We start from the raw sequence: 23,257 nt of genomic DNA on the forward strand, positions 1-23,257 counted from the left end.
CGTTAACCGAGCCAGCCCGGGGAGCCGTCGGGGACGCTGGCCAGCAGCGTCCGCGTGTAGGGGTGGGAGGGCGCGTCGAGGACCCGGTCGACGGGGCCCGTCTCCACGCACCGGCCCGCCTCAAGCACGTAGAGCCGGTCGGTGACCTGACGGACGACCGCCAGGTCGTGGGTGATGAACAGCATCGCCATGGAAAGCCGTTCCCGCAGCTCGGCCAGGAGGGCGAGGATCTGCGCCTGCACCGAGACGTCGAGCGCGGAGACCGGTTCGTCGCAGATCAGCAGCCGGGGCTCGCCCGCCACCGCGCGGGCGATCGCGACCCGCTGGCGTTCGCCGCCGGACAGCCCGGCGGGACGCGTCCCGGCCATGTCGCGGCTCAGGCCGACCGATTCGAGCAGCCGGGCGACGTCTCCAGGAGAGGCCGGGCGGCCGTCGGCGCGCAGAGACTCGGCCAGGGTCGCCCCGATCGTGCGGGCGGGGTTGAGCGTGGAATAGGGGTCCTGGAAGATCATCTGCGCGGTGCGCCGGGCCTGGCGCACCGCCGTACGGCTCAGCCTGCCGTAGTCGGAGCAGTCGATCCCGTCGAGCAGGACCGTGCCCGCGTCGGGGCGTTCCAGCCCGGCGACGCAGCGGGCGAGCGTGGTCTTGCCCGACCCCGACTCTCCGACCACGCCGACCACCTCACCGGGCGCGACGGTGAGGCTCACCCCGTCGAGCGCGGGCCGGGCGGTCCCGGCGAAGGATCTGCGCAGATCCCGCAGGTCGAGCACCGGGGCGGCCGTGACCGGCGCGGGGGGCACGACCCCCGGCGCGGGCGCGGGCCTGGCGGGGAGCTCGGCGGCGCGCAGGCAGGCCGACTCCCGGCCCGGCCGTACGACCTGCGGCTCGGGCCGTACGGCCAGGCACCCGGGCACGGCCAGGGAGCAACGGGCGGCGAAGGCGCACCGGTCGGCGACCGCGTCGTGGGCGGGCACGGAGCCGGGGACGGCCGGGATGACGGCCAGACGCCGGTCGGCGGGCGGCTCGGCCGCCAGCAGGGCCCGGGTGTAGGGGTGGAGCTGCTCGTCCCGTACGGCCGCCGCCCCACCGCTCTCCATGATCCGCCCGGCGTACATCACCATGACCCGGTCACAGGTGGAGAAGGCCAGCCGCAGGTCGTGGGTGATGAGCACGAACGCCATGCCCCGGTCCCGCTGGATGCGCCTGACCAGGGCGAGCACCTCACGCTGGGTGGTCGCGTCGAGCGCGGTCGTCGGCTCGTCGGCGACCAGCACGCGGGGCCCGCCCGCGAGTGCGGCGGCCAGGCCGACACGCTGCCGCATACCGCCGGACAGCTGGAACGGGTAGCGCCCGGCCACGTCCCCGGGCAGCCCGACCTCGGCCAGCAGCCTGGGCACCTCGGTCGCGGCGTCGGCCCCCTTCGGCAGCCCGTCGGCGATCTGCCTGCCCACCCGGCGCAGCGGGTTGAGCAGCGTGAACGGGTCCTGCATGAGGAGGGAGACCACACCGCCGCGCTGCCTGGCCCGGGTTCGGGGATCGTCGTCGACCCGCACGCCGTCGACGCTCACCCGGCCGGCGGCGTCGAGTCCCCTGGGCAGCAGGCCGAGCGTCGCCCTGACCGTGAGCGACTTACCCGAGCCTGACTCACCGACGATCGCGAGGGACTCCCCCGGCGCGACGTCGAAGGAGACCTCGGACAGCAGGGTCCTGCCGGTCGCGGGCTGCCGTACGGTCAGTCCCTCGACCGTGATCCCGCCCTCGTGCGTCATCTCAGCGTGCCCTTCCCCGCGCGTCCACGCGTTCGTAGAGCCAGTCACCCACGATGTTGAGCGCGGCGGCGACGGCGATGATCGCCAGGCCGGGGGCGATCACCGTCCAGGGGTTGGTCAGGAACTGGGTGCGGTTGTCGGAGAGCGTCCGCCCCCAGTCGGGTGAGCCCGCCGCGACGCCGAGACCGAGGAAGGACAGCGAGGCCAGCGAGACCAGGGCGTAGGCGAAGTTGAGGAACACGTTGGCCAGCGCGACGGGCGCGATGTTCGGCCACACGTGCCGTGTCATGATCCGCCAGGAGGAGAGGTTCTTCATCTGGGCGGCCTCGACGTAGGGACGGTGCCGCTGTTCGAGTACGGCTCCGCGCACCACCCGTGTGTCGGTCGGCGAGAACAGCACGACCAGTACGGCGATCGCCAGGCCGTACCCGCCGCCGAGCACGCCCGCCACGACGATGGCGACCAGCAGGGCGGGCAGCGAGAACACCAGGTCGGCCCAGCGCATGACCAGCGCGTCCACCCAGCCGCCGAGGTATCCGGCGGGCAGCCCGGCCAGGTTGCCGACGACCATGGAGCCGAGGGCCACGCACAGTGCCCCCGGCACGGCCGTACGGGCTCCGGCGACCAGCAGGTCCAGCACGTCGCGGCCCAGGTCGTCGGTGCCGAGCGGGTGGCCGGGGCCGGGGCCGCTGATGCCCAGCATCAGGTCCTGGGCGGTGGCGTCCGGCACGATCCAGGGGGAGAAGGCGGCGGCGACGGCCGCCAGGATCAGCACCAGGAGGGCGACGGCCACGCTCACCGGGGCGCGCAGCCACCCGGGCGGCACCGCGCCTCTCCTGCGGACTCCCGCGGCCTCCCGCGGACGACGGCCTGCGAGCGGGCGCCTCACGAGGCCCTCCCGCTGAGCCTGACCCTGGGGTCGGCCAGGGAGTAGCCGACGTCGACCAGGAGGTTGACGGCGGCGATGAGCAGGGTGAGCAGCAGCGCGAGCGCCTGGACCACGGGCACGTCCTTGAAGGTGACCGAGTCGACCAGCAGGGAGCCGAGGCCGGGCAGCGCGAAGGTCACCTCGACCAGTACGGTCCCGGCCAGCATGCCGGTCACGACCAGCCCGGCGGCGGTGAGGATCGGCACGAGCGAGTTGCGCAGCGCGTAGGCCAGGACCCCGGCGCCGCCCAGGCCGCGCGCCCTGGCGAAGACCACGTAGTCCTGGTCGAGTTCGCGGATGAGCGCGGCCCTGCTGAAGCGGACGAGCATGCCGACGGCGCCCACGGCCAGCGCGGCGGCGGGCAGCGTCAGGTGCCAGATCCGCTCGGCCAGGCCCTCGCCGGTGCCGTACACGGGGAACCAGCCGAGCCAGGCGGCGAAGACCACGAGCAGCAGCAGTCCCACGGCGAACGGCGGGGCGCTCAGCCCGACCACCCCGGCGGTGACCGTGAACCGGTCGGTCGCCCTGCCCCGCCGTACGGCTCCCGCGACGCCGAGGGGGACGCCGACGAGCACCGCGAGCAGCGTGCCGTACCCGGTGAGCGCCAGGGTGAGCGGCAGCCGTTCGCCGATCATGTCCGAGACCGGGGAGCCGGTCCTGATGGAGACGCCGAGGTCGCCGCGCAGGGCGCCGCCGAGCCAGGTGAGGTACCGCACCGGCAGCGGGTCGTCGAGGTGGTAGCGGGCCTGGATGGCGGCGATGGTCTCCGGCGTGGCGGGACGGGTGCCGAGCAGGGTCTGCTGGACCGAGCCCGGGGCGAGGTAGAGCAGGCCGAACACACCGACGGAGACCAGCGCGACGACGACGGCGGTCCCGGCCAGCCTGCGCGCCAGAAAGGCGGCCCAGCTCCGCCCGGCGCGCCGACCACGACGGCGACCGCCCCCGCGCGGGCCGTCTCCCGCGGCGCCCTCCCGGACGTCCCCGTGAGAGCCGTCGTCCCCATCCGGCGGGAGGCTGTCCCGGCTCCGCCCGTCCATCACAACACCCCGTTCTCCGTCAGCCAGGCGAGCACGCGGCCGGCCGCGTCGTGACGGTGTCCCGGCTCGGTCAGCTCGTGGCCCTCCCGAGGGTAGACGACCAGCTGAGTCCTCACTCCGGCCGCTGACCAGGCACGATAGAGCTGGTCCGCCTGCCCGGCGGGAGTGGTTCTGTCCTCGGCGCCGTGCAGGATCAGCGTCGGGGTGGTCACGGCCCCGGCGTGGCAGACCGGGGAACGCGCGGCGAGGAACTCCCTGCCCTCCGGGGTCGTCGCGTCGGCGCCCCGGTGGTACAGCGGGTCGTAGCCGCCCGCGAGGTTGCTCGCGGTGGTGAAGCTGAGCCAGTCGGCGACGCCGGACATCACGACCGCCGCCCTGAACCTCCTGGTTCGCGTCACCGCCCACGCGCTGAGATAGCCGCCGTAGCTGAGCCCGAGCACCGCCATCCGCCCGGGGTCGGCGATCCCGGCCGCCACGAGGTGGTCGGTCCCGGCGAGCACGTCCCCGAGGTCCTCCTCGCCGACGTGCCCGATGACCCGGCGGGCGTAGTCCTGCCCGCGTCCGCTGCTGCCCCGGGGGTTGGGCAGCAGTACGGCGGCGCCCGCGTGCGCCAGCGGCAGCGCGAGCTGGTTGGACTCGGCGGGGGCGAAGGCGCTCGACCACAGCCAGGTCGGCCCGCCGTGCGCGATCACCACCAGCGGCCTCGGCCCCGGCGCCTCCCCGGAGGTCAGCAGCAGCCCCTGGACCGTGAGCCCGTCAGGCCCGGTCCAGCTCACCTCCTCCTGCCGTACGGCCAGCCGCGCGAGGTCCGTGTTGAGGGCGGTGACCTGGTGCCACCTCCCCTCGGTGAGGACGGCGAGCGCGATCTCCGGGGGTCGCCCGGCCGTCTCCCAGACGGCGGCGACACGGGTGCCGGTGCGGTCCGGCGACAGCGACGGCTGACCGTCGCGCCCGCCGAGGGTGCCCCAGGCCGTCCAGCGGCTCAGCACCCGTCCTTCGGCGGTCATGGTGCCGCCGTGTGTGCCGGTTCCCGACCACCCGGTGAACCACAGGGTGCGCTCGTCGAGCCAGCCCAGGTCGGTGACGTCGTCCACGGCGGTCAGCCGGGTCACCGTACCGCTCTCCAGGTCGAGGTGGACGACCCGTCCCGAGACGATGGACAGCCCCTCGACCACGACGGCGGCGCGTCCGCCGGGGGCCAGCCTGGGACGGCTGAGCTGCCAGGAGGTGGTCAGCAGGGTCCGGGTCCCCCCGGTGGCCGGGTCGATCAGGACGAGGCCGGGCCGGTAGTACCCGCCGGGGGTCTCATCCGCCGAGGTCACGGCCAGGGCGAGGCCGTCGCGCCAGTCTGCCTCCCAGACGGTCAGGCCGGGGGTGGGGACGGGCCTCGGGGTCGGGTCCCCGATCGTGAGCAGGGCGAGCCGCCGCAGCCGTCCGCCCGGAGTCCTGACGAAGGGGTCGGAGGCCGGGTCGGCCACCCGGAGCCCGAGGTGGCTGCCGTCGCGTTCGCTTCCTGGGTCGGCGAGCCGTACGAGGACGGTGTCGTCGGCGTCGGCGACCAGGTCCTCGATCTCCCCGTCGACCCGGGCCCGCCAGACGGTGACGAGGTCGTCGCCCGCGCGGACCTCGACGTGGTCGAGGGCCTCCCCGTCGCCTGAGGCGAGCAGCAGCCGCCCGTCGGGCAGCCAGCGGGTCAGCGCGTGCCCGCGCCCCGCGATCTCGGGAACCGGGGTGGGGACGGCGTCCGCACGGGTGAGGTCGAGCACGTGGGCGACGGGTTCGGCCTCGGACGGGGGCAGGACGCAGGCGACGCGGGTGCCCTCGGGGTGCAGCGCGACGGCGTCGGGCACCCGGAGGGTCGCCAGGGCCGCGTGCGCCCGCAGCCCCGCGTCCTGCGAGAGGTCCACGACGGTCATGAGCGGGTGGTGAGCTTGGCGGCCCAGGGGCCGACGAAGAAGTAGGGGCCGAACTCCCCGGCGCCGATCTTCGGCCCGAACGCGGTGGCCGCCTCCCCCCACCACAGCGGCTGGTAGGGAACGTCGGCGGCGGCCCTGACCAGCGCGTCGCCCAGCAGCCTGCCCCTGGCCGCGTCGTCGGTGCTCTTCTTGGCGTCGTCGAGCAGCCCGGTCACGTCGGCGTTGGCGTACTCGGCGATGTTGGAGCCGTTCTCCCCGGCGTAGGCGCCGTTGAGCAGCTGCTGGACGTACTCGGAGGGGTCGCCGGTCGTGGCGAAGTACCACCCGAGGTAGACGCCGGAGTCGTGCTTGCCCAGCTCGGAGATCCACTGTTCGAGGGGGATCTCCTTGACCTCCAGCGTGATGCCGATGGTCTTGAGGTTCTCGGCGAGGGTGAGGGCCGCCCTGCCGAGCTGGGGGCCGCTGCCAGGGTAGGTCAGCACGTCGGAGAAGCCACCCGGCACCGAGGAGAGCGCCAGCTCCTCCTTGGCCTTGGCGAGGTCGAAGCCGTACTGCGGGATGCGCGCGTAGAGGTCCTTGACCTGGGCCTCGTCGAGCACGCCGCCCCACTGGGCCGGGTCGGGGACGGTCGTCGCGACCTGGCCGTGGCCGCGCAGCACGCTGCGCACGATGCCCTCGCGGTCCACGGCGTGGGCGACCGCCTTGCGGACGTGGATGTCGTTCCAGGGCTTCTTGGCGGTGTTGAAGGCCAGGGTGACCAGGGACCTGTCGCTGGCCGTGCGGACCTCGACGCCGGAGATCGCCTTCCACTGGTCGATCTGCTCGGCGGGGACGTTCAGCGCGACGTCGACCGAGCCGCCGCGCATGGCCAGCAGCCGGGTCGACTCCTCGGGGACGAAGTCCAGCCTGATCTGCCGGTAGGGGACCTTGCCGCCCCACCAGGCGTCGTTGCGCTCCAGCGTCACGTGCGAGTCGGGCGCGAACTCGGTCACCTTGTACGGCCCGGTGCCGAGGATCTTCCCGGCCGGGGTGCCGATGTTCTCGCCGGTCGTCTCGACGAACTTCCTGCTCGTGATCTGCAGGGTGCCCGGGGATGGGGTCCAGGCGAAGGAGGCGTCCGGCTCCTTCAGGGTGATCGTGACCGTGGAGCCGTCGGCCTTGATCTCCTCCACGTTGGCGTAGGCGTAGGCGTAGGCCGAGGTGGAGCCCTTCTTCGCGTGCAGGTCGAGGCTGGCCACGACGTCGTCGGCGGTCAGCGGCGTGCCGTCGGTGAAGGTCACCCCGGAGCGGATCCGGTAGACGTAGGTCTTCGGGTCCTTGCGCTCCCACGACTCGGCGAGGGCGGGCTGGAGACCGCCGTCCTGACCGACGCCGACGAGCGCCTCCTGGCAGAGGAGGGCGACGACGTAGTTCATGATGCCCGCCTCCTTACTCGCGTCGAGCGAGCCGATCGAGGAGGGCAGCGCGACCCTGAGCAGGTCGGTCTTCCCGGCGGCGGGAGCGGCGGCCGGTTCTGTCGAGCCGCAGGCGGCGAGACCGGGGATCGCGGCCAGGCCGCCCACGATGGCGAGAGACCTCAGGAGGGAACGCCGGGTGAGGGCGACGTCGGGGAGACCGGTCACGGAGACCTACTTTCTGCGACCAGCCAGCCTGTCTAGCTGCTGCGTCTACCATTACTATCCACTTGGCTCTGGAGAGTATTCGCCTGACGGCGCCCCGGTCAAACCCACCTTCCGAATGGGAAATACATGGACTCCCTCACCGTTTACAGCGCCCCCTGGTGCGGCCACTGCCAACGCCTGAAGTCCCAGCTCACCCGGGCCGGCATCCCCTTCACGGAGGTGGACGTCGACCACACCCCGGGGGCGATCGAGCGCATCACCGAGATCGGCGGCGGCTCCTGGCTCATCCCGACCGTGGTCATGCCCGACGGCACCGGCCTGGTCAACCCGAGCCTGCGGGAGATCCGCGAACGGCTCGGGCCGGCCGAAGGCGAGGCTCCGGCCGCCCGGTGAACCCCGGGAGGGAGATCCACGGGCGACCGCTCAGACGACGCGGGGTACCGGCCGCGCCGTGAGCCACGGCTCAGGCGAACAGCGGCTCGACCAGCAGCACGACGCCGAAGACGGCGAACGCCGCGGCGGCGCCGTACTTGATGACCTTCTCCGGCAGGTGCTTGCCGAGCATGCGGCCGACCAGGATGGCCAGCGCGTCCGCGGCGACCATGCCGACCGTCGAGCCGAGCCAGGTGCCGAACCAGCCGTACTGCGTGGCCAGCGTGATGGTGGCCAGCATGGTCTTGTCGCCGAGTTCGGCCAGGAAGAACGCCACGGTCACCGCCACGATCGCCGACCTGGTCGTACGGCTGGCCTTCTGCTCCTCCTCGTCGGTCAGCTCGTCCCCGCGCAGCGTCCACACGGCGAACCCCAGGAACGCCAGGCCCGCCACGATCGTGATGGCCGTGGTGGGGATCAGGTCACCGGCCAGCCTGCCCAGACCGACGCTGACGAGGTGGACGACCGCGGTGGCCAGGGTGATACCGGCCAGGACCGGCCACGGTTTGAACCTGGTCGCGAAGGTCATCGCCATGAGCTGACTCTTGTCGCCGAGTTCGGCGACGAAGATCACAGCGAGACTGATCCAGAATGCTTCCAACGAGCTGCCCTTCCGCGCGCGGCCGGGCCGGAAGGGGCACCCGGGGAGTCTCGGGCACGACTTCGGCCCGGCGGCATCGATGTATGCCTGCCAGGCCGAAGGTCTCGTCCGCCTCGGCGTCTCCGCCTCAAGGCCCGCGCGACCGGGCGCCGTGGCGCCAGTATGTCGATCACGCGATTGGGACTACTCCCCTTCGGGTGTTACCGCTCCACGATAACAGGCGCCCGCAAATGCCCTCACAGACCGGTTCCGACCATCACGGGCTCGTTGACCAGCGTGACCCCGAACTTCTCCAGCACGCCGTCACGCACCTCGCGGGCCAGGTCGAGCAGTTCCTCGGTGGTCGCCGACAGCTCGGGGTTGGTCATGGCCAGGGTGTGCTTGGTCGAGATGCGCGCCGGGCCGCGCCGGTAGCCCTTGGGGAAGCCCGCGTTCTCGATCAGCCAGGCCGCGGGGACCTTGACGGAGCCTCCGGGCACGTCCCAGCGGGGGAAACCGGGCACGCGCAGGTCGAGTTCGGCCGCCTCCGCCGCGCTGAGGACCGGGTTGGTGAAGAACGAGCCCGCGCTGTGGGTGTCCGGGTCCGCCGGGTCGAGCACCATGCCCTTGCCCGCGCGCAGGGCGAGCACGGCCTCACGGGCCCGCCCGAGCGGCACCCGCTCCCCCAGCTCGACGCCCAGCCTGAGTGCCAGCTCCTTGTAGGCGACCGGCCCGGACAGGTCGTCGGCGGTCAGCTCGTAGGTGACCGAGAGCACGACGTGCCTGCCGAGTTCCTCCTTGAACGCGCTGTCGCGGTAGGCGAAACCGCACTCCGCCGCGTCCATGTCCCTGACCTCGCCCGTCCCGCGGTCGTAGACCCGCACCCCGGTGATCGTCTGTGACACGTCCTGCCCGTAGGCTCCGACGTTCTGGATCGGCGTCGAACCGACCAGCCCGGGGATGCCGGACAGGCACTCCACCCCGGACCACCCCTCGGCGACGGTCAGGGCGACCAGGGCGTCCCAGTCCTCCCCCGCCTGCGCGGTGACCTTGACCCTCCCGCCCTCGGTCTCGGTCCGCACGCCCCTGGACGCCACCCGCACCACCAGGCCGTCGAAGCCCTCGTCGGCCACCACCAGGTTGCTGCCGCCGCCGAGCACGAGCACCGGCTCTCCCGCCGCGTCCGCCGCCGCGACCAGCTCGACGATCTCCTCCGCCGACCCGGCCTCGGCGAACGCCCTCGCGGCCCCGCCCAGCCCCAACGTCGTGTACGGCGCCAGCCGTACCCCTGCGACCCGCTCAGTCATGCGCTTCCCCACGCCCGGTGCGACAATCCGGCGACCAGCCTACGGGGAGCCGGGCTATGTGGAGCGGAGCAGGCCGAGCACCCGGTCGTAGGTCCTGCGCGACTCCCTGTCCCGGTAGGCGGGATCGACGTCGTGATAGCCGCGGTGCCGTTCCTGGTGGACGGGCAGGTCCCGGTCGAGGGCGACGACCGTGCCGGGCAGCAGCAGGGAGAACTCCAGGTCGGCGTTGCGGTAGTAACGCGCGTCACGGGAGAAACCACCCGCCGCGAGCGCGGCGTCACGCCGTACGGCGAACAGGTGGCCGAGCACCCCCTTGACCTCCCCGGGCCCCGCCTCGTGCCAGTCGTGGCCGTCCTCCCCCGGGTCGACGCCCTTCCAGCCGGCCGCGACCACGTCGTCCTCAAGCACCTTGACCAGGGGGGTGATCGCGTCGCCGTCCAGGATGGTGGAGGTCTCCATCACCACGTGCACGTCCGAGCCGTCGAGTCCCAGCAGTTTCGTACGGCTCTCGCCCCACCCCGCCGTGCCTCCCCGCCAGTGCGCGATCTCGGCCACGTGCCAGGCCTCGACCCGGTGGGGGTACTCCTCGACCAGTTCCTCAAGGACCTCGCCGGCCCCGTCGACGTTGCCCAGATCGAGGGCGATGATCCTGGCCTCGGTACGGGCGACCACGGCCCGGACGCACTCAAGCAGGTCCTCCGGCCAGCCGTCCACCACGAGCGCGACCGTCACGCTCGGCGGCGCGACCGGCTCCTCCGGCGCGACCGGGGTGACCTCCTCGTCCAGCCGGGAGACCGACAGGCTGGCGTCCCACAGCAGCTGGGATTCGATCATCCGCTCGGGGTCCCCGCGGTCCTCCCCGGTCCTGTCGCGGCCACCGGTCCCGGAGGCGTTCCCCGGCCCACGGTTCTTCCCGGCCCTGCCGGTGAGTTCGACGCCCTCGGGCTCCTGGGCGGGAGCGGCCTGAGTCCCGGCCACCCGCTCGGCCTCCAGGTCACCGAGCCGTTCCGGGCGGGCGCCGGGCGCTGCGGCCTCCCGCACCCTCTCGGCCTCTGAGGTCCCCTCCTCAAGCGGTACGGTGCCGGTCACCCGGCCCGCTTTTCCCGACTTCTCGGCATTTTCCTGATTTATCGGCTTTTTGGGTGCTGGTACGGCGCTGACCGTCGGCCACACCTCGAAGGACGGCCGGGGAACCAGGTCGAAACCCTCGCCGAGAACGCGGACGAGCCAGCCCTCGGCCTCGATCTCCCCGCGCAGCGTCTCCGCCCCCGCGAGATCGTCACCGGTCCTGGCCCTGACCCACCGCTCGGCGAGAGCGGTCACGTGAGGTGGTACTTCGCTCATTCCAGGACGCTACCCACGCACGGAAGGAGAAATCAGGCGAAACAAATCCCGCCGGGCACGGTGCTCCGTCCCCGGACCCCGGGGCCCGGGGGAGCCGTACCGTCAGGCCAGCTGGACCACCGCGCGGGCCTTGGAGAGCACCCGGGAGTCGGCGGAACGGGCGGTCAGCGCGACCACCACGCGCTTGTCCTCAAGCTTCTGCTCGATGAGGCCGCTCACCGTGATGACCGCCCCCTGCTCGTCGTCCGGGACGACCACCATGGAGGAGAAGCGCACGCCGTAGTCGACGACGGCACCGGGGTCGCCCGCCCAGTCGGTGACGAACCGGCCGCCCTGGGCCATGGTGAACATGCCGTGCGCGATGACGTCGGGCAGGCCGACGGCCTTGGCGAAGCGCTCGTTCCAGTGGATGGGGTTGAAGTCGCCGGAGGCCCCGGCGTACATCACCAGGTTGACGCGGCGGACCGGATAGTCGACGGCGGGGATCTCCTGCCCCGTCTCGACGTCGTCGTACTTGACCGTCGCGGCCATCAGCCCGCCCCTCCGCGCTCGACGATGGTGTTGTAGGTCGTGCAGACCGGCTCGCCCTCGACCGTGGAGACGTCGCTCCTGACGGTGATGAGCTCGTTGCGGCCCACGCTGCGGATGTCGGTCACCGTCGAGACGGTGACCAGCTCGTCACCGGCGTGGATCGGCCGCTGGTACTCGAAACGCTGCTCGCCGTGGACGACCATGGCGAAGTTGAGCCCCAGCTCAGGGTCGGCCAGGATCGAGCCGCCCGCCAGGCTGAACACGATGGGGAAGGTCGGCGGGGCGATCACGTCCGGGTGACCGACGGCCCGCGCGGCCTCGGCGTCCCGGTAGACCGGGTTGTCGTCCCCGATCGCCGCCGCGAACTCCCTGATCTTCACACGGCTGACCTCGTAGGGCGGAGAGGGCGTGGACGCCCGCCCGACGAAATCGCGGTTCAGAGCCATCGTGCTCCTTTACGGATATCGAGCTGGTTGGGGGCCGCCGGTACGGCCACCAGGAAACCGTAGCCCTCCCCGGCCCTCGCGCGGCTGTCGGTCATGGTCAACGCCCGGGCAGGAAAGCTGTGCGAACGCGACAAACCGGCGCCCTCGAAGAGGACGCCGGTTCGCGTTGAGTTTGCGGGTGCTACCGAGGCAGCCGTCTCCCGGACGAGATGCGGGAGTCCTCGCGAGAACTAGCGGGTCTCGCGGTGCGCCCGGTGCGTCTTGCAGTTGGGGCAGTACTTCTTCAGCTCAAGCCGATCCGGGTCGTTGCGCCGGTTCTTCCGCGTGATGTAGTTGCGGTGCTTGCACTCCTGGCAGGCCAGCGTGATCTTCGGCCTAACGTCGGTGGCAGCCACTTGGGAGTGCCTTTCTACGTTCGGGACTGGGACAACCCGCACCGGCACCCCGTAAGGGAGACCGGGAGGGTAGTAGCGGAGGCCGGACTTGAACCGGCGACACAACGATTATGAGCCGTTTGCTCTGCCTGACTGAGCTACTCCGCCTTGGAGCCATCTGAGTGACGGCCCCCGCAAGGATACCCGACCTGTGGACTGACTGCGTACTTGCGCAGGTCAGGGCCATCTTCCGGGTTTCCCCGGTTATGCCCCGTCCACTCGCCGGGTTCTTGAGCGTCTTGCGGTGGGCCTCAACGTCCACCCAAGCCGAAAGCCCCAACCGATTGGTCAGGGCCTGGAGGCTGTCGAGCCCCTTTACGGAATCGAACCGTAGACCTTCTCCTTACCATGGAGACGCTCTGCCGACTGAGCTAAAGGGGCCTGTCCACTCTGACTTGGCGCTTTTTCCTCGCCTCGTCGCTGCGGACAGGTGTAACCATACACGGCTCGGCGGCGTGATGCGAAATCAATCCGGATCATCACGGGACCGGGGCCAGCGCCCACGCCAAGTGGCCACCAAGTGCCACATAAGCGGCCTCTCGCATCGTGGTCTCACCACGAGACACACCACGAGGAGAGAGCCGTGACGACCCCCGAACTGCTGGGTTTCCAGATCACCCATCGCGCCATGCGAGGGGAGACCCGCCGCCTTGCCGTACTCGCCTCCGAGCTGGCCGAGGGAAGGCAGACGGCCGACGTGGCACGCGCGGCGGCCATCGGCGCCTACGTCACCCGGCTGTGCGCGGGCATCCACCACCATCACGTGTCGGAGGACGAGGTGCTCTGGCCCGTCATCGAACGGTCCGCGGGGGCCGAGGTCGACCTTCGGGACCTGAGCGACGACCACTCGGAACTCGACCCGCTGCTCGCGGAGGTCGTCGGCCAGGTCGCCGCCTTCGTCTCGACCGTCTCGACCGGGGACGCCTCCCGCCTCGCGGCCCTGCTCACCAGGCTCGCCGACATGCTCGACGAGCACATCGAGGAGGAGGAACGACTGCTCTTCCCGATCATCATGAAGTACGTGTCCGTCGCCGACTGGGAGAAGGTCGAGAAGGCCGTCCGCAAGGGCGGTGACATCAGGACCGAGCTGCCCAGGATCGAGGAGTACGCCAGGCCCGAGGAGCTGGTCCGGCTGCGCAGGATGGCGGGTCCCGCGCTGACGGTGCTGCTCTCCCTGCTGCGCGGCGGCCACCGCCGCCGCAAGAGGCTGATCTACGGCCCCCTCGCGGACGGCTGAGCGCTCTCAGTCCTCGCGCTCCGAGGCCGCCGATGCCAGGGCTCGGTCCGCCTCGCGCGCCCAGTGCGGGGAACCGACCCGTTCCGCGACCCGTACGGCCCTGGCGTAATGGCCTGCCCCGTCCCCGCCGAGGAGCTCCGCGAGGTCCCCGAGGACGTGCGCGACCGGCCCCAGGGTCACCGAGCCCGACGACAGCCCGGCCAGTTCGTCGTCCCACGGCAGCAGGTCCTCGTAACACCGCCGGGCGACCTCCCGATCGCCCAGGGCCACGGCGTTACGGGCCCGCAGCGTCAACCGGATCAGCCAGTAGTAGTCCTGCCTGGCCCGCCAGTACGGCTCCCAGACCGCCCTGGCCTCCTCGTGCCTTCCCTCGGCCACCAGCGCCGCGGCCAGCAGCTCCGAGGCGTCGTGCGGGATCAGCTCGTGAACGGCCCTGATCTCCTCGACGTCCTGGGGCAGCCCACCGGCCAGGCGGGTCACGAACCGGCCGAAGACTCCGATGGCCAGGGCGTGCGGCCCCCCGGCCGCCGCCATCCGCTCCGCCGTACGCGTGTAGGAGAGCTCGGCGGCGGCGAAGTCGCCCCGGACCAGCAGGACCAGGGCGTCCAGCATCGCCAGCACGCTCAGCGCCAGCCCGAGCTGGCCGGTGGTCGAGTGTTCGAGAGCCCGGTCGGCGTGGTGACGGGCGGCGGCCAGGTCGTTGCGGCCCAGGCTCACCATGAAGAGCGCGTGGTGACCCTGCATCCGGTATCCGGGCAGCCCGGCGCGCCCGCCGAGCTCCACCAGCTCCCGCCCGACCGCTTCGAGCTCGGCCCGCCGGTGCGGCGTCAGCAGGACGAAGTAGCGCGCGTTGAGCGCCAGGCAGACCAGTTCGGCGCGGCCCGACTCCCTGGCCAGGCGCAGCGCCTCGGCGCTGTGGACCTCGCACTCCTCCTCCCGGTGCCCTTCGAGCTCGAAGGTGAGCGTGGCCAGCAGCCTGCAGCGGGTCTCGTCGTCGTTCTCGCCGGTCAGGGCCTCCTCGACGGCGGCGACGAACTCCTCGTCCACCCGCCGGGCCGGCTGGATCGACCAGGTCACCGGCGCGTCGTAGGCGGTCAGCGCCCGGGTGAGCCCCGTGCCGAGCCGCCGCGCCACCTCGATGGCCCGCCGCCGGCCCGCCCTGGCGGCCAGCACGTCGCCCACGTGCGCCTCGGCGCCCACCAGGCCGCACAGCAGGTCCAGTCGTTCCCGGTCGTCCTCGACGAGGCCGAGGGCGCCCCGATAGAGGGCCCCCGCCTCCCTGTGGGCGTGCAGGTCCGCCGCCCGCCGCGCCGCCGCCACCACGTACGGCACCGCCCGCCCGGCCGTGGCCGGGGTCGAGGCGGCCAGCGCGTGGTGTCCCAGGGCCGGGACGTCACCCGGCCTGACCCGTTCGAGCGCCCCGAGGACCCTGCCGTGCAACCGGGTACGGCGCAGCCCCGGCGTGTCCTCGTAGAGCGTCTCGCGGACCAGGACGTGGGCGAAGCGCACCCGCCCGGGGGCCGGCTCGGTCAGCAGCCCCGTCATGACGCCCGCCTCCAGCCCTTCGAGCACGGTGTCCTCGTCGGACCCTTCGAGCGCGAGCAGCACGTCCACGTCCACGTCCCTGCCGACGACCGCCGCGTCCCGCAGCGTGGTCCGCGCGGTCGCGGGCAGCCTGGCGATCCTGCGCCTGATCAGGTCCCGTACCCCGGGCGGCAGGGCCAGGGCGGCTCCCGTGCCGTCCGTGCCGATCAGCCTGGCCGTCTCGGAGACGAAGAGCGGGTTGCCCCCGGTCCGTTCGGCGACCGCGCGGACGGTCTCCGGATCGACGTCGCGTCCCGAGCGTTCCCGCAGCAGCGTGGCCACGTCCGCGACGTCCAGGCCGTCCAGGGCGAGCCGGTGGGTCTCCCGCCCGGCCAGGGCCGCCCAGGTCGCCTCAAGGTCGTCGGTCGTCTCGGCGCTCCGGTAGGTGGCCAGCACCATGATCTCCACGGTCGCGAGCCGTACGGCCAGGTGGCGCAGCAGGCGCAGCGTCTCGGTGTCGGCGCGGTGGACGTCCTCAAGCACGACCAGCAGCCGGGTCCGCCCGGTCACGACGCGCGTCAGGTAGTCCTCGGCCGCCATGGCGAGCCGGAACCGGTCGGTCGCCGGGGTGTCGTCGGCCAGCAGGGGCGCCAGCCGTACGGCGAGGTCCTCCTGGGGCGGGCGGACGGCGGCCAGGGCGCGCAGGGCCTCGCTCCACGCCCAGGCGGGCGGCGCCCCGCCGTCGGTCTCCGGGCACCGCCCGGTGACGGTCAGCCATCCCCTCGCCGCCAGGCGCCGGGCGAAGGCGTTGGCGAGCGTGCTCTTGCCCGCGCCCGCCTCCCCTCCCATCCAGACCGTGCGCGGCCCACGGCCGTCGGCGACGGCGTCGAGCGCGGCCAGCTCCGCCGTACGGCCGACCATCTCGACGGCCGGTTCCTCGGACGGCCCCGGGCGTGGGGACGGCAGGGGACGTTCGGGTACGGCCGAGCGCAGCCGGGCCGCGTGGGTGAGGATGTCGCTCTCCAGGGCGCGCAGTTCGGGGCCGGGATCGACGCCGAGCTCCTCGGCGAGGGTCTCGCGAGCCCTCCTGATCGCGGCCAGCGCGTCCGCCTGCCGCCCCGCCCGGTAGTGGGCCAGGGCGAGCAGCCGTACGGCGTTCTCCCTGAGCGGGTGGGCGCGGACGTGCTGTTCGAGCCGCACCTCGGCGTTGCGGCCGAGGGCGAGCAGCGCCTCGGCGCGGTGTTCGACGGCGGCCAGCCGCAGGTCGTCGAGGCGCGCGGCCTCGGTTACGGCCCACTCCTGGTCGGCGAACTCGGCGTAGGCCTGTCCCTGCCACAGCGCCAGCGCCCGGTCCAGCAGGTCGAGCGCCCGCGCCGCCTCGTCTCCGGCGAGCGCCGCGGTGGCCTCCTCGACCGTCGCGGCGAAGGCCCAGGCGTCGACCAGTTCGGGTTCGAGCCGCAGCCGGTAGCCGGGCGCGGCGCTGACCAGCACGGTCGCGGGGGTGCGGGGCCGCCGGTCGGGTTCGAGGGTCCGTCGCAGGTTGGACACGTACACCTGGAGCGCGGCCAGCGCCTTGGGCGGGGGTTGTCCGCGCCAGAGGTCGTCGATGAAACGATCTGTCGAGACCACGTGGCCGCCCGCGGCGACCAGCCGAGCCAGTACGGCCCGCTGCCGGAAGGCGCCCAGGTCCGCAGGACGACCGTTGATCTCCGCCTGGAGCGGACCAAGAACACGCAACATAACGGAAAGTAGCGTATTTCACATTACGCAAAGGAGCACGATGTCCCAAGAACCACGCAGGGCGGCGATCCGGGCGCTCGACGAGAGCGACCGGCGGCACTGGTACTGGTACGGCAGGGACGGTGACGGCCACGTGTGGCTGTTCGAGGCCGTCATCGACGACGGCGGCGAGTACTGGCCCGTCAGGCACGCCGAACTCGGCTCCGACGGCGTCGCCCGCCGGTACTCGTGGCGGCACATCTCCGACGAACACGGTTTCCTGGCCGAGGGCCCGCTCTATCCCGACGACTTCGGCCTGAACCCGCTGACCGAGGAGGAGTTCGCCACCCTGTGGGACGCGCTCGGCGGATGACCCTCTTGAGCGTGAGTTCGCCGTCCGGGACGAACCCCTCCCCCGCACCCTGCCGATCGGCGGGTGCCGTACGACGAGACCGGCCTCGGAATGGACCGGATCCATCGGCCACGTCCCCGCCGCCCGTCCGGAATTTCCACGGTCTGTGTCGCTGTCGTCCCTTCCGGCGTGTCGGAGGGGCTGCGGGACCTCATCCTGGGAGGCCGGGAAGAAGGGCACAAGAACGCGCTTCGACGTCAACCCGTGACCTGGAGAAAATCATGGACGCGAGAACGCGGTCCTCGTGGGCGTTCTGGTTTCCGACCTCTTTGTGAACGCCGTTTTCGAGAAGCCGGGAAACCAGAAGGACCGCATTCTCGTAATGGCTCCCCGTACGGGAAAGACGCCTTTCCCGTACGACGTCTTCCCGTACGGCGACTCCGGGTTTCAGGAGGCGTCGAACAGGGCGCTGACCGACTCGCCGTCGTGGATGCGGCGCATGGCCTCGGCGAGCACGGGGGCGATCGACAGGACGCGGAGCTTGGAGTCCGGCTTGAGCTCGGGAAGCGGGACGGTGTTGGTGCAGACGATCTCCTCGACCTCCGGCTGCTCCCCCAGCCTGTCGAGGGCCCCGGCGGCGAACACCCCGTGGGTACAGGCGATCCGCACCGACCTGACGTCCCGCTCGCGGAGCCGGTCGAGCAGTTCGATCACGGTCGTGCCCTTGGCGATCTCGTCGTCCAGGACGATGACGTCCTTGCCGGCGACGTCGCCGATCACCGAGCCGATCGTGACCCGGTCGTCGCTGAAGCGCTGCTTGGCCCCCATCGCGACCTCGGTGCCCAGCAACCGGGCGAAGGCCGCGGCCTCCTTGGCATTGCCCAGGTCGGGAGAGACGACGACGGTGTTGGACAGGTCGTACTGCCGGAAGTGGGCGGCCAGCTCACGCAGGGCGTGCAGGTGGTCGACCGGCACGCTGAAGAAGCCGTGCACCTGCGGGGAGTGCAGGGTCATGGTGAGCACCCGGTCGGCGCCCGCGGTCGCCAGGATGTCGGCGACCAGCCGCGCCCCGATCGAGATGCGCGGGGCGTCCTTCTTGTCGGAGCGCGCGTAGGAGAAGTGCGGCATCACCACGGTCGTCCTGGCCGCCGACGCCCCTCTCGCGGCGTCCAGCATCAGCAGCAGCTCGACCAGGTTCTCCTGAACCGGCGGGACGAGCGGCTGGATCAGGAACACGTCCCGTTCCCGGCAGTTGGCCTGCAACTGCACCTCAAGACAGTCGTTGGCGAACCGTTTGATCCTTACCGGATGCAGCGGTGTCCCCAGGTGGGAGCAGATCTCCTCCGCCAGTTCAGGGTGGGCGCTTCCGCTGAACACGGTGATGTCTCGCACAGCCGCTCCTCGCTCGGACTGGTGCTGAATCGGTCAGGCGAGACGCATGTTACATGTGCTATCAAATCGGACTTACCCCCACTCCGTTGGCGCCTTCACCAGGCGAGAACGCCTGGATGTCGACCTGGTCACCGAGGGAGGGACCGAGAGTTGTCGGTCCCCGCCCCTACTCTGGGCCGCGACGGCGGCGCGCTCACGCGCCCTTCACCCGACCTCACGAATCGAGACAGGATCTTGAGCACAGTCATCTCTCAGGACGGCACGGTCATCGACTATGACCGATACGGTGACGGACCCGCCGTCGTCTTCGTCGGCGGCGCCACCCAGCACCGTGCCATCGACCACAACACCGGCCAGGTCGCGCGGTTGCTCGCCGCCGAGGGCTTCACCGCCGTCGACTACGACCGGCGCGGCCGTGGGCGCTCCGGTGACACCGCGCCGTGGGCGCTTGAGCGCGAGGTCGAGGATCTCGCCGCGCTGGTCAAGGCCGTCGGAGGGACCGCCACCCTCTACAGCAGTTCCTCAGGAGCCACCGTGGCCCTGGCCGCCGCGGAGGCCGGGATCGGCGTCACCGCGCTGGCGCTCTACGAACCACCGCTGTTCGCCGGTGCCGACCACACCGAGCACCTGGCCGCGCTGCGCGCCCTGCTGGCCAAGGGTGAGAACGACGAGGCGATGCGTTACAACCTGACCTCGGTCATCGGGGTTCCGGCCGAGGTCGTCGACGGGATGGCCCAGTCTCCCGGCTGGGCGGAGATGGTCTCCGTCGCCCCGACGCTCGTCTACGACCTCGCCGGCGTCCACGAGATCAACGTCGACCCCGACTGGGCCGGTCGCTGGTCCTCGGTCACCGTGCCGACGGTGGTCTACTCCGGTGACCAGACCTTCCCCGGTCTCCCCGAGGCCGCCGACGCGGTGGCCGTGGCCCTGCCCAACGCGGCCCGCCGCGTCCTTCCCGGCCAGGGCCACGGCCCCGCCCCCGAGGCCATCGCCCCGGTGCTCCTGGAGTTCCTTCGCTGAGTCCCGGTTCGCCAGGCCTCCCGGCGCAGGGACGGTCGGCACCCGGCGTGGCTTCGCCGATGCCCCGGGCGTTCACTCGGGCTACGGGACCGGTGGTGCGGAACGGCGTCCGCTGAGGAAGCGGACGCCGACGAAGCCGACGAACAGGACGGCGAGCGTCCACACGACCGTCTGACCGATGGTCGTGATCCGCTCGTTCCTGCCCGGAGGAAGCACGACCATCTGCACGGCCGCCCCGACCGGCACGACCGTCCTCGCGAGAAGACCGATCACTCCCGGCCGTACGGCGCAGGCGCCCACGGCCCCCAGGGGCGCCCCGAGGACGACACCGGCCACCCACCATATGGGCGATTCGGAGAGATACCAGGAGAGCAGCGGTTCACCTCTCCAGACGGTGTCCACGAAGGCGTAGGCCGCCGTGGCCGCGAGCAGCGCCACGGCCCCGGTGACGGCCCCCCGGACGAGCGGCCTGGGAATCCTCTCCCCGGGGCCGCCCTCCATGGTGCGGGCCGCCAGCCATCCCATGGCGACAGCCAGTCCCGCCCAGGCCCACCCGGAGTCGATCATCACGCTCGCGATCTCGATGGCCGACGCCCCGCTGGTCGTGGCAGCCCGGCTTTCGAGGTCCGCGTAGTGGTTGGAGGTCGCGTTGACCAGGGAGGTCACCGCCCCGAACACCGCGCCGAACATCACCCCCGTCCGGACGCTCACGCCGAGCCTCACGAGTTTCACGGGCGAATGTTCTGTGGCCATGCTTCCTACTTCTATCGCATACGGCGAGACGTGCCGGATCGTCCCCTGGAACCGGGATCGCCTGGCCGGTCCACGGCTGGAACGACGATTCGAGGGCCCGCCGAAGCGGACCCCCGAAGCCGTCTCACGCGTGGGCCGTCTCCTTTTCCCCACCCGTGCCCTCGGCCACCCGCTTCGGTCTGCGGATGAGCAGCAGGGCGAGGACGGCTCCCACGGCGGCCACCGTTCCCGCGCCGACGAAGGCGCCCTGGAAACCGTCGGTGAGACCGGCGAGGTCACCCGGTTCGACCGGCCGGGAGGTGGCGATCGCGGTCATGGCCGCCAGGCCGATCGCCGAACCGATCTGGTAGGTGGTGTTGACGATGCCCGAGGCCAGTCCGCTCTCCTGCGGCCCCACCCCTGACATGGCCGACATCATCGCCGGGATGTACGCCAGGGACATTCCCACGGCCGCGATCAGGGAGGCGGGCAGGACGTCCACGGCGAACACGCCGTCCGACCGGGCGAGGGACAGGCCTCCGACACCCGCCGCCATGACCGCGAGGCCGATGACGATGAGCGGCTTGGCGCCGAACCGGCCGAGCAGCCGGGCGGTGATGCCGATCATGAAGATCATGATCGCGACGGTCATCGGCAGCAGCGCTGCGCCGCTGGGGAACGCGCCGTAGCCGAGGACCTGCTGAAGGTAGAGGTTGAGGAAGTACCACATCGGGATCCAGGCCGCGCCGAGCAGCGTCATCGCGAGGTTCGCGGTGGCCAGGCCCGGGGTGCGCCAGACGGCCAGCGGCATGAGGGGTTCGCGAACGGTGCGCTGGACCACCAGGAACAGCGCCAGCAGCGCGAGCGCTCCGGCGAACTCAAGCACCGTCGCCGCCGAGGTCCAGCCCTGCTCGGGGGCCCGCACGATGGCGTAGACCGCCAGGGCGATTCCCGCTGTCACGGAGACAGCGCCCAGCACGTCGACCGAACCGCGTCTGCCCTGGACGGAGGGAAGCAGCGCGGGCACGGCCGCCAGGGTGGCCAGGCCGATGGGCACGTAGACGATGAAGACCCACGGCCAGCTCAGGTACTCGGTGATGACGCCGCCGAGGAACACCCCCGCCGTTCCTCCCGCCGGGGCGGCCGCGCCGTACAGGGCCATGGCCTTTCCCAGCTCACGGGGGTTGTGCCCGAAGAGCATCATGAGCAGGGTCATCGAGGCGGGGGCGATGAGCGCTCCGCCGACTCCCTGGATGCCGCGGCCGAGGATCTCGACCCAGGCGGTGCTCGCCGCCGCGGCGACGACCGATCCGGCGATCAGAATGATCCAGCCGGTGGTGAAGACCTTACGGGCGCCGAGCAGGTCGGACAGCCGCCCGCCGAGGAGCAGCAGGCCGCCGAAGGCGATGACGTAGGCGTTGAAGACCCACTGCAGACCGCCCGGGGAGAAGCCGAGGTCGCGCTGCATGTCGGGCAGGGCGACACCGATGATCGAGGTGTCCATGATGACCATGAACTGCGCGGCGGCGAGCACGATGAGTGCCTGCCACCTGCGTGGATTGACGGCATTCATGCCGCACTCCTGATTTCTCGCATTCCCGCCGACGAGGCAGGATGGGGGTGGGGATTGGGTGTGATTCGACTCGACCGGCCCCGCGGTGGGCGTGCACGCCAATGCACGCCCACCACCTGTTATCGGGCAGCTGATTCTGGTTCTTGTCCTTGGGCGGCCTGTTCCCGGGCGGCGCCTTGTTTCCTGGAGAACGCCGCCCCCTGTACGGCACCGCCCACAGGTCGCGTTCGCTACCCCCAGGGGGTGCCTTCTAGGCGGCGCCGACGGGCGAGGCGGTGGCCAGCGCGTAACCCGCCTGCTCGACCGCCACGCGGATCTCCTCGTCGGAGAAGCCCGCTCCACTGACGGTGACCGCGCCGCTGGACAGGTCGACCCGGACGTCGGTCACGCCGCCGACCTTGCCGATCTCGGCGGAGACCGACGAGACGCAGTGGCCGCAGGTCATGCCGCTGACCGTGTAGACGTTCGCCTCAGCCGCCTCGGCGCCACCGGTCACCGCCTGCGCGGAGTCGCCGTTCTGGGTGCCGCACGCGCACGCAGTGCACATGGACCTCTCCTCTCATTACCCACGGGGGGTATGTCGTCGTGTGGCATCAACATACCCCCCAGGGGTTCTATTTCCAAGTGTGGCGACGAATCTTCCGGGCGAAGGAACCTGATCGGGGCGCACCGGGCGAAAGGAGCGGGACGCCGGCCACACCGGCGGTCCCGGTCGCGTCAGCCCTGGCCGGAGACGTTCGCGCTTCCCTCCTGGCGTTTCGGTGGGAGCGCGGCGAGCACCCTCGGGATGCTCCTGCCCAGCACGGCCCGCTCGTCCGCCGTCAGCTCCCACCTCCCGCACGACCGCGCCTCCTCCCCCCGGCAGACGATGTCCACGACCTCCCCGAGGGCCGCCACACCGTGCTCGAACCGGCCCCCGACCACCGGATCGGCCCGCAGGCAGGCTTTCAGGACCTTCCGCTGCGCGGGCTCGGTGAGCATTTCGTGGATCACCTTGAGTGACCCGGAGTGGTAGGAGGAATACTCCGAATTCTCGACAAGGCCCCGGATCGCGTTCCATCCGGCGAGCAGGGGGACGGCGAAAGCGGTGTAGTTCTTTTTGCAGGCCTCCTGCCAGTCGTCCGGCGGCGTGTAGGCACCGGGATCGAAGCCGGGGGGATAAAGGCTTTCGCCGGTGGCGCTTCCCGTCGGCGTGGCCGTCACGCCGCTCTTCGCCTGAGCGGAGGAGGTCGGCGCCGAACCACAGGAGGTGAGAAACGCTCCGGCCATGGCAACCGCGAAAACGACCCTGAGGGAATTCATCCCACAATCATGGCCAGGTGCCGATCGGAAAATCTCCCGTTCCAGCCGGAGGCTCTCTAT

At 71.6% G+C, this 23,257-nt stretch carries 21 protein-coding genes and 2 tRNA genes; 4 read left to right on the forward strand and 19 right to left on the reverse strand.

The window, feature by feature from the left end; genetic code table 11:
- Positions 1-2 precede the first annotated feature (2 nt).
- The 5 genes from ACFYY8_RS11635 to ACFYY8_RS11655 are packed head-to-tail and all read right to left on the reverse strand — an operon-like array spanning position 3 to position 7,272.
- Positions 3-1,769 (reverse strand): ABC transporter ATP-binding protein, encoded by a 1,767-nt coding sequence (locus tag ACFYY8_RS11635; RefSeq protein WP_390039719.1) that lies wholly within the window; start codon positions 1,767-1,769, stop codon positions 3-5.
- Position 1,770: 1 nt separating this feature from the next.
- The gene (locus ACFYY8_RS11640) at positions 1,771-2,658 is read right to left on the reverse strand and encodes an ABC transporter permease (protein WP_390039721.1); all 888 of its coding nucleotides are present in this window, start codon (positions 2,656-2,658) and stop codon (positions 1,771-1,773) included.
- Entirely contained in the window at positions 2,655-3,734 is a 1,080-nt protein-coding gene (locus tag ACFYY8_RS11645; protein ID WP_390039724.1) for an ABC transporter permease, read from the reverse strand. The genes ACFYY8_RS11640 and ACFYY8_RS11645 overlap by 4 nt, the downstream gene beginning before the upstream one ends.
- Positions 3,734-5,650, reverse strand: coding sequence for an alpha/beta hydrolase family protein (locus ACFYY8_RS11650; protein WP_390039726.1), 1,917 nt, complete (start codon positions 5,648-5,650; stop codon positions 3,734-3,736). The genes ACFYY8_RS11645 and ACFYY8_RS11650 overlap by 1 nt, the downstream gene beginning before the upstream one ends.
- Complete coding sequence (locus ACFYY8_RS11655) at positions 5,647-7,272, reverse strand: ABC transporter substrate-binding protein (RefSeq protein ID WP_390039728.1); 1,626 nt, start codon at positions 7,270-7,272, stop codon at positions 5,647-5,649. The genes ACFYY8_RS11650 and ACFYY8_RS11655 overlap by 4 nt, the downstream gene beginning before the upstream one ends.
- A 126-nt stretch (positions 7,273-7,398) precedes the next feature.
- On the opposite strand from ACFYY8_RS11655, the gene ACFYY8_RS11660 reads away from it, so the two are divergent.
- Entirely contained in the window at positions 7,399-7,665 is a 267-nt protein-coding gene (locus tag ACFYY8_RS11660) for a glutaredoxin domain-containing protein (protein ID WP_362780639.1), read from the forward strand.
- A 70-nt stretch (positions 7,666-7,735) separates the two neighbouring features.
- Here the strand turns inward: ACFYY8_RS11660 and ACFYY8_RS11665 are convergent, their stop codons facing one another.
- The 8 genes from ACFYY8_RS11665 to ACFYY8_RS11700 form a co-directional block, all read right to left on the reverse strand.
- Positions 7,736-8,305 carry a TMEM165/GDT1 family protein gene (locus ACFYY8_RS11665; RefSeq protein WP_352010777.1) on the reverse strand — a complete coding sequence of 190 codons (570 nt, stop codon included), beginning with the start codon at positions 8,303-8,305 and terminating at the stop codon, positions 7,736-7,738.
- Positions 8,306-8,541: 236 nt separating this feature from the next.
- Entirely contained in the window at positions 8,542-9,591 is a 1,050-nt protein-coding gene (locus tag ACFYY8_RS11670; protein WP_390039731.1) for a UDP-N-acetylmuramate dehydrogenase, read from the reverse strand.
- 54 nt (positions 9,592-9,645) lie between these two features.
- Positions 9,646-10,935 (reverse strand): hypothetical protein, encoded by a 1,290-nt coding sequence (locus ACFYY8_RS11675; protein ID WP_390039732.1) that lies wholly within the window; start codon positions 10,933-10,935, stop codon positions 9,646-9,648.
- 102 nt (positions 10,936-11,037) lie between these two features.
- Positions 11,038-11,466 (reverse strand): MaoC family dehydratase, encoded by a 429-nt coding sequence (locus tag ACFYY8_RS11680; protein WP_352010780.1) that lies wholly within the window; start codon positions 11,464-11,466, stop codon positions 11,038-11,040.
- Entirely contained in the window at positions 11,466-11,912 is a 447-nt protein-coding gene (locus tag ACFYY8_RS11685; protein WP_352010781.1) for a MaoC family dehydratase N-terminal domain-containing protein, read from the reverse strand. Before ACFYY8_RS11685 ends, ACFYY8_RS11680 begins: the two co-directional genes overlap by 1 nt.
- Before the next feature lie 230 nt (positions 11,913-12,142).
- Positions 12,143-12,307, reverse strand: a complete 165-nt coding sequence (gene rpmG / locus ACFYY8_RS11690; protein ID WP_036325591.1) for a 50S ribosomal protein L33 — start codon at positions 12,305-12,307, stop codon at positions 12,143-12,145.
- Between the two features lie 73 nt (positions 12,308-12,380).
- Positions 12,381-12,454: transfer RNA gene (locus ACFYY8_RS11695), tRNA-Met, on the reverse strand.
- A 200-nt stretch (positions 12,455-12,654) separates the two neighbouring features.
- Positions 12,655-12,727, reverse strand: a tRNA-Thr gene (locus ACFYY8_RS11700).
- A gap of 202 nt (positions 12,728-12,929) precedes the next feature.
- Between ACFYY8_RS11700 and ACFYY8_RS11705 the strand changes: the two genes are divergently transcribed.
- Entirely contained in the window at positions 12,930-13,583 is a 654-nt protein-coding gene (locus ACFYY8_RS11705; RefSeq protein ID WP_390039733.1) for a hemerythrin domain-containing protein, read from the forward strand.
- Between the two features lie 6 nt (positions 13,584-13,589).
- Here ACFYY8_RS11705 and ACFYY8_RS11710 read toward each other — a convergent pair whose 3' ends face one another.
- Positions 13,590-16,847: a BTAD domain-containing putative transcriptional regulator gene (locus ACFYY8_RS11710; RefSeq protein ID WP_390039734.1), complete on the reverse strand. Its 3,258-nt coding sequence runs from the start codon at positions 16,845-16,847 to the stop codon at positions 13,590-13,592.
- A gap of 40 nt (positions 16,848-16,887) precedes the next feature.
- On the opposite strand from ACFYY8_RS11710, the gene ACFYY8_RS11715 reads away from it, so the two are divergent.
- Positions 16,888-17,199, forward strand: coding sequence for a hypothetical protein (locus ACFYY8_RS11715; RefSeq protein WP_390039736.1), 312 nt, complete (start codon positions 16,888-16,890; stop codon positions 17,197-17,199).
- A gap of 426 nt (positions 17,200-17,625) precedes the next feature.
- Here the strand turns inward: ACFYY8_RS11715 and ACFYY8_RS11720 are convergent, their stop codons facing one another.
- Entirely contained in the window at positions 17,626-18,570 is a 945-nt protein-coding gene (locus ACFYY8_RS11720; protein ID WP_390039738.1) for a ribose-phosphate diphosphokinase, read from the reverse strand.
- A gap of 234 nt (positions 18,571-18,804) precedes the next feature.
- Here ACFYY8_RS11720 and ACFYY8_RS11725 point away from each other — a divergent pair, with 234 nt between their 5' ends.
- Entirely contained in the window at positions 18,805-19,590 is a 786-nt protein-coding gene (locus ACFYY8_RS11725; protein WP_390039740.1) for an alpha/beta fold hydrolase, read from the forward strand.
- 81 nt (positions 19,591-19,671) lie between these two features.
- Here the strand turns inward: ACFYY8_RS11725 and ACFYY8_RS11730 are convergent, their stop codons facing one another.
- The 4 genes from ACFYY8_RS11730 to ACFYY8_RS11745 all read right to left on the reverse strand — a co-directional run bounded on the left by ACFYY8_RS11730 (position 19,672) and on the right by ACFYY8_RS11745 (position 23,197).
- Positions 19,672-20,322 carry a hypothetical protein gene (locus tag ACFYY8_RS11730; RefSeq protein WP_390039742.1) on the reverse strand — a complete coding sequence of 217 codons (651 nt, stop codon included), beginning with the start codon at positions 20,320-20,322 and terminating at the stop codon, positions 19,672-19,674.
- Positions 20,323-20,467: 145 nt separating this feature from the next.
- Positions 20,468-21,895 carry an MFS transporter gene (locus tag ACFYY8_RS11735; protein ID WP_390039744.1) on the reverse strand — a complete coding sequence of 476 codons (1,428 nt, stop codon included), beginning with the start codon at positions 21,893-21,895 and terminating at the stop codon, positions 20,468-20,470.
- Between the two features lie 250 nt (positions 21,896-22,145).
- Positions 22,146-22,442, reverse strand: coding sequence for a heavy-metal-associated domain-containing protein (locus tag ACFYY8_RS11740; RefSeq protein ID WP_390039746.1), 297 nt, complete (start codon positions 22,440-22,442; stop codon positions 22,146-22,148).
- Between the two features lie 170 nt (positions 22,443-22,612).
- Positions 22,613-23,197 (reverse strand): hypothetical protein, encoded by a 585-nt coding sequence (locus ACFYY8_RS11745; protein WP_390039748.1) that lies wholly within the window; start codon positions 23,195-23,197, stop codon positions 22,613-22,615.
- Positions 23,198-23,257: the final 60 nt, after the last annotated feature.

Source organism: Streptosporangium sp. NPDC001559 (assembly GCF_042893955.1).
Taxonomy (GTDB): Bacteria; Actinomycetota; Actinomycetes; order Streptosporangiales; family Streptosporangiaceae; genus Streptosporangium.

Bases quoted from the DNA above. Each gene is read 5' to 3' on its own strand.
- ACFYY8_RS11635 (WP_390039719.1), bottom strand. From the start codon at position 1,769: ATGACGCACGAGGGCGGGATCACGGTCGAGGGACTGACCGTACGGCAG.
- ACFYY8_RS11645 (WP_390039724.1), bottom strand. From the start codon at position 3,734: ATGGACGGGCGGAGCCGGGACAGCCTCCCGCCGGATGGGGACGACGGC.
- ACFYY8_RS11650 (WP_390039726.1), bottom strand. From the start codon at position 5,650: ATGACCGTCGTGGACCTCTCGCAGGACGCGGGGCTGCGGGCGCACGCG.
- ACFYY8_RS11660 (WP_362780639.1), top strand. From the start codon at position 7,399: ATGGACTCCCTCACCGTTTACAGCGCCCCCTGGTGCGGCCACTGCCAA.
- ACFYY8_RS11670 (WP_390039731.1), bottom strand. From the start codon at position 9,591: ATGACTGAGCGGGTCGCAGGGGTACGGCTGGCGCCGTACACGACGTTG.
- ACFYY8_RS11675 (WP_390039732.1), bottom strand. From the start codon at position 10,935: ATGAGCGAAGTACCACCTCACGTGACCGCTCTCGCCGAGCGGTGGGTC.
- ACFYY8_RS11680 (WP_352010780.1), bottom strand. From the start codon at position 11,466: ATGGCCGCGACGGTCAAGTACGACGACGTCGAGACGGGGCAGGAGATC.
- ACFYY8_RS11685 (WP_352010781.1), bottom strand. From the start codon at position 11,912: ATGGCTCTGAACCGCGATTTCGTCGGGCGGGCGTCCACGCCCTCTCCG.
- ACFYY8_RS11710 (WP_390039734.1), bottom strand. From the start codon at position 16,847: ATGTTGCGTGTTCTTGGTCCGCTCCAGGCGGAGATCAACGGTCGTCCT.
- ACFYY8_RS11715 (WP_390039736.1), top strand. From the start codon at position 16,888: ATGTCCCAAGAACCACGCAGGGCGGCGATCCGGGCGCTCGACGAGAGC.
- ACFYY8_RS11735 (WP_390039744.1), bottom strand. From the start codon at position 21,895: ATGAATGCCGTCAATCCACGCAGGTGGCAGGCACTCATCGTGCTCGCC.
- ACFYY8_RS11740 (WP_390039746.1), bottom strand. From the start codon at position 22,442: ATGTGCACTGCGTGCGCGTGCGGCACCCAGAACGGCGACTCCGCGCAG.
- ACFYY8_RS11745 (WP_390039748.1), bottom strand. From the start codon at position 23,197: ATGAATTCCCTCAGGGTCGTTTTCGCGGTTGCCATGGCCGGAGCGTTT.